At 72.2% G+C, this 10,230-nt stretch carries 6 protein-coding genes; 5 read left to right on the top strand and 1 reads right to left on the bottom strand.

What is annotated here, in order from left to right; all coding sequences use genetic code 11:
• The first annotated feature begins 96 nt into the window (after window positions 1-96).
• Window positions 97-621 carry an O-acetyl-ADP-ribose deacetylase gene (locus ACFQV6_RS38140; protein WP_378032573.1) on the top strand — a complete coding sequence of 175 codons (525 nt, stop codon included), beginning with the start codon at window positions 97-99 and terminating at the stop codon, window positions 619-621.
• A gap of 514 nt (window positions 622-1,135) precedes the next feature.
• On the top strand, window positions 1,136-2,407 hold the full coding sequence (locus ACFQV6_RS38135; protein WP_378032572.1) for an alpha-amylase family glycosyl hydrolase: 1,272 nt from the start codon (window positions 1,136-1,138) through the stop codon (window positions 2,405-2,407).
• On the opposite strand, the gene ACFQV6_RS38130 is transcribed toward ACFQV6_RS38135, so the two are convergent.
• Window positions 2,401-3,264: a hypothetical protein gene (locus ACFQV6_RS38130; RefSeq protein ID WP_378032571.1), complete on the bottom strand. Its 864-nt coding sequence runs from the start codon at window positions 3,262-3,264 to the stop codon at window positions 2,401-2,403. The genes ACFQV6_RS38135 and ACFQV6_RS38130 overlap by 7 nt on opposite strands.
• Before the next feature lie 189 nt (window positions 3,265-3,453).
• On the opposite strand from ACFQV6_RS38130, the gene ACFQV6_RS38125 reads away from it, so the two are divergent.
• The 3 genes from ACFQV6_RS38125 to ACFQV6_RS38115 all read left to right on the top strand — a co-directional run bounded on the left by ACFQV6_RS38125 (window position 3,454) and on the right by ACFQV6_RS38115 (window position 10,182).
• Window positions 3,454-4,044, top strand: coding sequence for a TetR/AcrR family transcriptional regulator (locus tag ACFQV6_RS38125; protein WP_378032570.1), 591 nt, complete (start codon window positions 3,454-3,456; stop codon window positions 4,042-4,044).
• Window positions 4,045-4,063: 19 nt separating this feature from the next.
• Window positions 4,064-4,825 carry an MBL fold metallo-hydrolase gene (locus ACFQV6_RS38120; RefSeq protein WP_378032569.1) on the top strand — a complete coding sequence of 254 codons (762 nt, stop codon included), beginning with the start codon at window positions 4,064-4,066 and terminating at the stop codon, window positions 4,823-4,825.
• 158 nt (window positions 4,826-4,983) lie between these two features.
• Entirely contained in the window at window positions 4,984-10,182 is a 5,199-nt protein-coding gene (locus ACFQV6_RS38115) for a diguanylate cyclase (protein ID WP_378032568.1), read from the top strand.
• Window positions 10,183-10,230 lie beyond the last annotated feature (48 nt).

Below are 10,230 nucleotides of genomic sequence, written 5' to 3'. Positions count from 1 at the left end.
TCCTACAACGAAACGACCGCCTGGTCACACCGCACACAACCCGCCGCAGCTTGACATCCAAGAAGCTGGGGTGTCTGACGCGGGAGAGGATGGGTCGTGCGCATCGAGCTGGTCACCGGAGACATCACCGCCGAGCGGGTGGACGCCGTCGTCAACGCGGCCAACTCCTCACTGCTGGGAGGTGGCGGCGTCGACGGGGCGATCCACCGCCGGGGTGGCCCGGCCATCCTGGAGGAGTGCCGCGCTCTGCGAGCCAGCCAGTACGGGCGCGGTCTCGCCGTCGGGCAGGCCGTGGTCACCACCGCCGGGCGGCTGCCCGCCCGCTGGGTCATCCACACCGTCGGCCCGGTCTTCAGCCCCGACGTCGACCGCGGCCCGCTCCTGCGCAGCTGCTACACGACGTCCCTGACACTCGCGGCCGGCCTGGGCGCCCGGTCGGTGGCGTTCCCCCTGATCTCCTCCGGCGTGTACCGCTGGCCGAAAGACGACGCCGTCCTCCAGGCGCTGACGGCCCTGCACGCCGAGCCCACCACCGTGGACCTGATCCGCCTCGTCCTCTTCGACGAGCAGACCCGCCAGATCGCCGACCAGGTCTACCGAACCACCTTCCCCAACCCGTGACACCCAGCTGGCTCTCAGCGGTGCCTTTCGGGCGCGGAGGCCCCGCTGACGGCCAGCTGGGCGGGTCGGCTGGCGTTCAGGGGTGTGTTTCGGGCGGGGAGGCCCCGCTGACGGCCAGCTGGGCGGGTCGGCTGGCGTTCAGGGGTGTGTTTCGGGCGCGGGGGCCCCGCTGGCGGCCAGCTGGGTGGGGTGGCTGGCGTTCAGGGGTGTGTTTCGGGCGCGGGGGCCCCGCTGGCGGCCAGCTGGGTGGGTCGGCTGGCGTTCAGGGGTGTGTTTCGGGCGGGGAGGCCCCGCTCGCGGCCAGCTGGGTGGGTCGGCTGGCGCTCAGGGGTGTTTCGCTCTCCACCGCGGCCGCGGAGACGCCGTGCCCGGCGCACTGTTCACACTGCTGACCCCCACGCCGCATGATCCACCCGGCCATGACCGGCGAGACCCGGCTGGCTGTGAGTGCTGCTTCGGCGGCGCTGCCTCGGCGGGCGTGAGGGGATCGGTGGGCGGGGGCTAGCCTGGGGTGATGCCCTCCTGGACCGATCACGCCATCTGGTGGCACGTCTATCCGCTCGGCTTCACCGGCGCACTGCACGCCGGCCCCGCGCACCGGCTGCCCCGGCTGACCGACTGGCTGGACTACGCGATCGAGCTGGGTGCCAACGGGCTGCAGCTCGGGCCGATCTTCGCCGCTGAGTCGCACGGCTACGACACTGTCGACTACTTCCGGATCGACCCGCGGCTCGGTGACGACGCCGACTTCGACAAGCTGATCACCGCCGCACACGACCGTGGTCTGCGCGTGCTGCTCGACGGTGTCTTCAACCACGTCGGCAAGGGCTTTCCGGTGCCCGATCGGGAGAGCTGGTTGCGGCGTACGGGGACGGGACCCGACGACTTCGCGGTCTTCGAGGGGCACGGCAGCCTGCTCGCCCTCAACCACGACGAGCCGGCCGTCCTCGACCACGTGGTCCGGGTGATGAACCACTGGCTGGACCGGGGCGCCGACGGGTGGCGGCTGGACGCTGCTTACGCCGTACCCCCGAAGTTCTGGCGTGCCGCGCTGGAACGTGTCCGCCCACAGCATCCCGAGGCATGGTTCGTCGGTGAGGTGATCCACGGGGACTACGCGGGTTATCTGCGGGAGAGCACTCTCGACGGGATCACCCAGTACGAGCTGTGGAAAGCGGTCTGGAGCAGCCTCAACGACGGCAACCTCTTCGAGCTGTCGTGGGCGCTCGAACGGCATCAGGAGCTGCTCGCGGCCGGCACACCGCTCACCTTCGTCGGCAACCACGACGTGACCCGGCTGGCCAGCCGCCTCACCGACGAGCGGCACGTCGGTCACGCCCTGGCCGTGCTGTTCACCACCGGCGGTGTGCCGAGCGTCTACTACGGCGACGAGCAGGCCTTCCGCGGTGTCAAGGAGGACCGGGCCGGCGGCGACGACGCGGTCCGCCCGGAGTATCCGGCCGTGCCCGCCGGCCTGGCTCCGTACGGCTGGCCCGTCTACCGCCTGCACCAGCGCCTCATCGGCCTGCGGCGGCGGCATCCGTGGCTCGCGCACGCCCGTACCGCATCAGCGCACCTGACGAACGAGGCCGCCGCCTTCACCGCGACCGACCCGCACGATCCGTCCGCCCGCCTGGTCACGCTGCTCAACGTCGGCGACCAGCCTTACACCTTCCCGATCGACGTGACCGGTCTGCGCGCGGCCGAGACGTCGGCGGAGGGCGCGGACACGGCCACGGCCACGGTACCGGCACACGGCTGGATGATCCTGACCACCGCTCAGTAACCGGAGTCGCGGGGCAGGTCGGGACGGTCCGCTGCCGGGCCGTCGGCGGGCAGCCGTCCGGTGTCGGCCAGCCAGCGCTCGACGAGCGGCCAGTACCAGAGCGACGTACCCGTTTCGGGTGCCGGAAAGGCGGCGTGCTCGGCCCGCCACCGGTCCGCCAGGGACACACCGACCCGGGCCCGGTGCGCGATCTGATGCATGGTCACCAGTTCCGCGTCGTCCTCGTCGCGCTGCTCGGCGCTCGCCCAGACGCTCACCTGCGGCTCCTCCCAGCCGCGGCCGGCCACCCCGGCGAGCAGCGGTGACGCGGCCCGCATCCGGTCGCGCAGGGTTTCGCGGTTGGTCTCGATGGTGTCCCAGACCGCGGCGTTCGCGGCCCGGATGCTGCCGTACTCGCCGATGTGCCCGATCCCGTACGGCCGGGTGCCGACCTCGGCGGACCAGGTGCCGCGCAGCCCGGGTTTCACCGAGCCGAGGGTCATCGAGGTGAACTCGGGAAGCCGGACGGGCCGACCGCATGCGGCGGCCAGGCGGCAGGCGGCGACCACTTCGGAGACCGGTGTCGGCCGCGGCGAGCGGTGCAGGGCCGCCACGTGCACGGCGAGCCGGTCCTCCGGGTCGAGGCGCTGCCACCACAGCTCCCGCACCCGATCGAGCACCTCGTCGACCGCCGGCACGTCCACCGGGCCCGCGCCGTGCGGGCCGGGCCGCCGGGACACCACGCGTGGCGGATCCTGCCGGACCACCGCCGCGGTCATTGTCGTGATCAGATCGATCACGCGCTCGGACACCGTCTCCTCGTCGTTGCCACGTGGTCGCAGGTCAGCCCGTGGATCCAGCGGGGAGGTCATAGTCATCGATCCGCCTCAGTCAGTCACGCCCCCTGGCCTCAGCATGCCCGCACCCGGCCTCCGCGGGTGCCCCGCAGGTGTCGCGACCACTGTCAGGTGTCCGACCGTTCACTCAATGAGACGAGTAGCCTCACTGCTGCATTCGGACGGGGACCGAAGGTATGGACTTTCGGAGGGGACCGGGGGTAATGACGGGTGCCGAAAATCGTTGATCACGAACAGCGGCGCGACGAGATCGTCGAGGCCTATCTGACAGTCGTGGCCCGGGACGGGCTGCCCGCCGCGACGAGCCGCGCCATCGCGGCCGAGCTTGGTGTGGGTACGGGTGCGCTCTGGCACTACTTCGACGGCTACGACGCGGTGGCCGCCGGCGCCTATCAGCGGATCACCGAGCGGACGAACGCGCGGATCGCGGCCGCCACCGCCCAGCTGTCCGGCCTGGACGCGGTGTACGCGATGCTGCGCGAGATCCTGCCGCTGGTGAAGGAGACCGTCGACGAGGCGTACGTCGTTGTCGGTTTCTGGGGCCGCCTCGCGGCCAACGACAAGATCGCTGCCACCCGTGCCGACGTCGACGAGCACTGGCACGACCTGCTCGGACGGCATCTCACCGAGGCGGTGCGGGACGGCCGGCTGATCCCGGCCACCCCGATCGAGGAGGTGATCGACGTGCTCCTGTCCATCGCCGTCGGCCAGCAGGTGCACGCCATCATGGGGTCCGAACTGGCCGAACCGGATCGTCAGATGAAGATGATCGACCACTGTCTGCGACCTTGGCGAGGGTGAGATCGCGGAAGATGGGGTCATGAGTGACTTCAGACTGAACCGCAGGCTGCTCTTCACCGCCGGCTCCGGTGTTCTCGGCGTGACCGTCCTCAATACCGTGACCGGCTGTTCCACGTCGGACGCGACCACTCCCACCACCTCGGCACCCTCGGCTGCCGCGCCGCCCGCCTCGGCACCCGCCGGCGGCGGCAACGGGGTGGTCGGCGACTGGCAGCGGGTGAACCTCTCGTTCGTCTCCGCCTATCTGCTGATCCGCGGCGGCGAGGTCGCGATCGTCGACACCGGCACGCCCGGGTCGGAGACCGCCATCGAGACCGCGCTCAAGGCGGCCGGCACCGGCTGGTCGGCGGTGAAGCACGTCATCCTCACCCACCAGCACGACGATCACGCCGGTGGCCTCGCCGGGATCGCCCCGCTCGTCGGCGCGAAGCTGTATGCCGGGGAGGCGGACATCTCCGGCATCACCGCCGACAAGCCGATAGCCGGCCTGAAGGACGGCGACGACGTCTTCGGCCTGCGGATCGTCGGCACGCCGGGGCACACCCTGGGGCACATGGCGATCTTCGAACCCACGACCGGCGTGCTGGTGGCCGGCGACGCGCTGCGCAACCAGAACGGCCTCGAAGGCGCGGCGCCGGAGTACACGGCGGACATGACCCAGGCGGCGGCCTCGGTGAAGAAGCTGGCCGGCCTCGACGTCAAGGCGATCCTGCCCGGACACGGCGACCCGCTGACCACCGGCGCCGCCGAGGCGCTGAAGAAGCTGGCCGCGTCGCTCTAGGTGAAGGCTCGGGGGACGCGCGATCGTCGATCCGGCGCGTAGCCTCGGATCGAGACCATGTTCCGGTGGAACCGGATGTTCGCGGAAGCGAGTTCGTTCAGATCGGCACGCTTTCAGCCGATCAGCAGAGCGACGCCGGATGCGGAGTGAGTGTGTAGGTGACGGATACAGGACGCGCGCGGCCGGCGGAGTTGACCGACCTCGAGGTGGTCGAGGAACTCGGCCGCGGCGCTTTCACGATGGTGCACCGGGCCAGGCGCGGCGACGACTGGTATGCGGTGAAACGCCCCCTGGCCGACGCGGCCCAGGACCCGGAGGTCCGCGCCGCCTTCCACCGGGAGGCCGCGCTGCTGGCCTGCATCAACGATCCGGGTGTCGTCGGCGTGCACGCGGCGGGCGAGTTCGACGGCGCCCCTGCACTGGTGCTCGAGCATCTGTCCGGCGGTTCCCTCGCCGACCTGCTCGTGAGTGGCCTGATGAGCCAGGAACGGGTGGTCGAGCTGGCCGCCCAGCTCACCCGCGGCCTGGCCGCGGCGCACCGGCTCGGCCTCGTGCACCGCGACATCAAGCCCGGCAACATCATGGTCTCCGGCGGGCGTGAGGCCAAACTGATCGACTTCGGTCTGGCCCAGCTGGGCCGCGACGATCGGGAGAACTCCGAGGAAGCGGTCGGCACCTTCCTGTACGCGCCTCCGGAGCAGTCCGGCATGCTCAAGCGCCCGGTCGACGGGCGCTCCGACCTGTACTCGCTCGGTGTGGTGCTCTTCGAATGTCTCACCGGCCGCCTGCCGTTCGAGGCCGACGACGTGGGCGAGCTCCTCCGCCTGCACCTGGCCGCACCCGTGCCCGACCTGGCCCAACTGCGCCCCGGGATCGACACCGCGCTGGCCGCGGTGGTCTACCGGCTGCTCGCCAAGGACCCCGACGACCGCTATCCGGACGCCGCCGCGCTCCTCGCCGACCTGCGCGACTGCCCCGGCGGCGAGGCTGCCGTGCACCCCGCGGTCGCCGCCTGGCCACTCGTCGGCCGCGACGCCGAGGCCGGCCGGCTGGCCCGGCGCTGGGAACGGGTCCGTGCCGGGCAGGGTGGTGTGGCCGTCGTGCGCGGCGGCCCCGGCTCCGGTCGTACGCGCCTGGCCGCCGAACTCGCCACGCAGGCCGCGGCCGACGGTGTCCCGGTGCTCTGGGCCACCTGCCGCCCGGACGGGGCGTCACCGCTGGCCGCCGCGCGCGAGGCGGTCGAGAACTGGCTCGTCCAGGTCCGCAGGCTGCCCCCGGCCCGGCGTGCCGTCGTCGACCAACAGATCGCCGAGGCCTCGGCGGTCGCCGGGCCCGGCCTGATCGGCCGGCTCTTCGGCGACCTCGGCCCGATGCCCGCCGAGTCGGCCGCGCCGGCCGGCACTCCGGCCGCGGGCGGTGACGAGCACGTCCTGGCGGCGGGTGTGGCGTTCCTCGGCGAGCTGGCCACCCGGGCCGGCGGGCTGGTCGTGGTCATCGACGACGCGCACGAGCTCGACTCCGGCACCCGGCAACTGCTCGGCAAACTCGTTCCCGAGCTGCCCGCCCTGCCGATCCTGGTGCTGCTCACCGCTCCGGACGGAGCCGCCGACCCGGCCGGGGAGCTGGGCGGCCCGCCGTCGCTGGAGGTGACCTGCGGTCCGCTGCCGGCCACGGCGGTCGCCGACCTGATCACCTCCCGGCTGCCCGGCGCGACGGTGGGCGCCGACCTCTCCCGGCACGTCGCCACGCGTACCGACGGGACGCCGCTCGCGGTGGTCAGCTACCTGTTGCGGCTGCTCGACGCCGGTCTGCTCAGCCCGTTCTGGGGGACCTGGCGCCTCGACACGGCCGGCGCCGACCTGCTCCCGGCCACCGCCGGCCTGCGTGACCTGCTCGCCACCCGGCTCGACGGGCTCAGCGGCCAGGACCTCGACTGTCTCGCGACGGCCGCCGTGGCAGGCGCCCGGTTCCGCCCCGAGCCGCTGCTCACCATCGGCGAACCCGACCGGGTCGTGGCCGCGCTCGCCGCCGGTGTCGACCGGCACGTGCTGGAGGCCCGGCCCGGCGGCTGGTATGCCTTCGTCCACCCGCAACTGCGTGACGTGCTGCTGGACCGGATCGGTGAGCAGGACCTGAGGCGGTGCCACGCGGCCCTGGCGGGGGCTCTCGAGCAGCTGCCGGAAGATCTCAGGGACGAGGGTCATGCGTACGCGGTGGCGCGCCACCACCGTCGCGCCGGTGATGCCGTCCCGGCTGCGGACCGGCGTCGCAGTGCCGCCGCGGCGGGCCGCCGGGCGCTCCAGGACCAGGCACCCGCCGAGGCGATCGACTATCTGTCCGAGGCTCTGGCCGGTGATCCCGCGCCGAGCACCGAGATGCTGCATCTGCTCGCCCAGGCGTACCTGCGGGCGTGGCGGTTCGACGAGGCCGACGAGGTGCTGGACCGGGCGCTGGCCGGCGAACCGGACCGGTTGCGCCGGACCGAGCTGCTCACCACCCGGATCGAGCTGCACCACACCCTGTGGGACGACGAGAGCGCCCTGAAGGCGGCTCGCGCGGCGCTCGCCGAACTGGGCCGGCCGTTGCCGGGGCGGGGGCTGCTCGTCCTGCTGTCGACGCTGTTCATCGCGATGGCGGGTGGGCTCGTTCGCCGTACCAAAATCGGTTTTGGAACGGCAACGGGCCGGCGGCGGGAAACGCTCGCCGCACTCACCGCCGTGCTGGACGCCGGTGGCTACGCCGCAGGCGTGGGAATGCGCCTGCGCGAAGCCGGGACGCTCAGCCTGCGGGCGCTGTACGCGGTGAACCGGCTCGGGCCATGCCCGGAGTACGTCCGCATCTACTCGCTGATCGGTTACGTGACGGCGGTCATCAAGTTGCGCGGAACCTCCGAGCGGTGCCTGAACCGTGCGGCCGAGGTCGCCGCGGGGCTCGGCGATCCCGCCCTGACCGCCTACGTGGATTGGATGCGCGGTCTCTCGCTGCTGTTCGGCGGCTACGACGACGGCACCGCCTGGGAGAAGGTGATCACCCGCAACGTCCGCTGGTACTCGCCGGCCCAGCTGATCCCCGGCTACGCCACCCTCGGGCTGCGGTTCCTGTTGCGCGGTTACGTCGGCGAGAGCGAGCGCGAGTTCGAGAAGGCGATGGCGCGGCTGGAACAGCCCGAACAGGCCCTCGGCACCTCGCTCGGCATGCTCAGCGTGATGGTCCCGGCCGGTCAGAGCCGCTTCGGTGACGCGGCCGCGGCCCTCCAGCGGCTGCGCACCACGTTCCCCGAAGGGACCGGCACCCCGGTGCAGCGGGCCAACATGCTCACCGGCGCCGCCTGTCTCCTGCTCGAACAGGGCGAGGTCGGCAGCCAGCTCGAAGGGGTCCTCAACGAGTTCCACGGTCTTGGGCTGCGGACCGCCGACCTGATGCCGCAGCACAAGTGGATCTACGTCTACCAGGCGCACGCCCGGCTGATTCAGCTCCGCTACGCCTCCGACGAGGAACGCCCGCAGCGCTTCGAAGCCGCCCGCAAAGCCGTGCACGCCCTCGGCAAGGTCGGCGGCACCCCGCTGTTGAAGGCCGTACACCAGACCACCCGGGCGTCGCTGTACTACGTCGCCGGCGACTACAAGCGCTGTATCAAAGCCGCCGACGAGGCGGAACGGCAGCTGCGCGTGCTCGACGCCCCGTTCGTCCAGTACGAGGTGTGCCGCATCCGGGCCCGCGCGTTCCGGGCCATGGGCATGGCCAACGAGTCCGACCGGCAGGCCCGGTTCGCGCTGGGACTCGCCGTGTTCCACGGCTGGGAACAGCGGCGCCGGCAGACCCGTACCGAATTCGGTGTCGACGAGGGCGCGGGCACGCATCGGCGTACCGTCGCGGAACGCCGCCCCATCTCCGGCCGTAACCGTCACCTCGACGCGTTGCAGCAGGTCGGCACCGCCGCCGCCACCATCCTCGACCCGCAGCAGCTGGCCCAGGTCGCACTCGACGAGATGCTGCGCATCCTCGGCGCCGAACGCGCCCTGTTCTTCCTGCTCGACGACGCCGGCGAGCCCGTCCGCTACGCCGGGCGGGACGCGAACGGCGACCTCACCGACACCACCGAGTACGGCGCGACCCTCGTCCGGCGCGTCGCCGAGACCGGCGAACCGCTCGTCGTCACCGGCACCGAACAGGGCGCCGCCCTCGGCTCCCGCAGCGCCGTGGTGCACGGCCTGCGCAGCATCCTCGTCGCCCCGGTGCAGTTCAAGGGCCGCCTGGTCGCCGTCGTCTACCTCGACAGCCGCCTCGCCCGCGGCATCTTCACCGACGACGACGTCGCCGTGCTCACCGCGGTGACCAGCCACGTCGCCGTGTCCCTGGAGACCGCCCGCGCCGCACAGCTGCACTCGGCCGTACAGTCCGCCCGCCAGCAGCAGGCCCTCGCCGAGATGCTCCAGGCCACCCTCGCCGAGCTCACCACCATCCTCGAACCCGAACAGCTGCTGCGGCGGCTCGCCACCACCCTCCACACCCAGCTCGGCGCCGACGCCGGCTGCCTCCTCGGCCCCGACGGCGAAGTGCTCGAGGTGCTCGGCGACGCCCCCGCCGAAATGGTCGGAGCCGTGTCCACAGCGATCATGGACGACTTCTCCCTCGTCGAAGCCCCGGTCCTGCTCGACCCGGCGGCAACCGGAGCGCTCCGCGAACGGCTGCTCAACGGTGCACCGGCCGTCCTCGCCGTCCCGCTCCGCGCCCGCGACGAGGGCGCCGGCCTGATCCTGCTCGGCGGCACCAGCCTCGACGACACCAGCCGCCAGGTCGCGGCGGCGCTGGCCACCCAGGGCATGACGGCGTACGAGAACGCCCGCCTGTTCAGCCGCGTCCGCGAACTGGCGACCACCGACGAGCTGACCGGGCAGCACAACCGGCGCCACTTCTACGCCATCGCCGGCGCCCTGGTGCAGGCGGCCTCCCGCAACGGGCGCCAGCTGGCAGCGGCGATGCTCGACATCGACAAATTCAAGACCATCAACGACACGTACGGTCACGGCGTGGGTGATGAGGTCATTCGTACGGTGGCCGCCCGCATCCGCAGCCGGATGCGCCACTCGGACGTGCTCGGCCGTTACGGCGGCGAGGAGTTCGCGGTGGTCCTGCCCGATCACGAGGGCCACGCGGCTGAGCTTGCCGAGCGGATCCGGCAGGCGGTGTCGGCGGAGCCGGTGCAGACGGCTGCTGGTCCGGTGGCGGTGACGATCAGTGTGGGGCTGACGAAGCTCTCACCCGGCGACAGCACTCTGGACGAGTTGCTGGCGCGGGCTGATCACGCCCTCTACCGGGCCAAGGAGTCCGGCCGCAACCGCGTCGTCAGCGGCTGACCCCGCCACCCGGCTGGCTCCCAGGGGTGTCTCGCGGCGCCGGAGGCC

It is taken from the genome of Actinoplanes sp. GCM10030250 (genome assembly GCF_042666575.1).
Taxonomy (GTDB): domain Bacteria; phylum Actinomycetota; class Actinomycetes; order Mycobacteriales; family Micromonosporaceae; genus Actinoplanes.
This window is presented reverse-complemented; position numbering and strand designations above follow the sequence as displayed.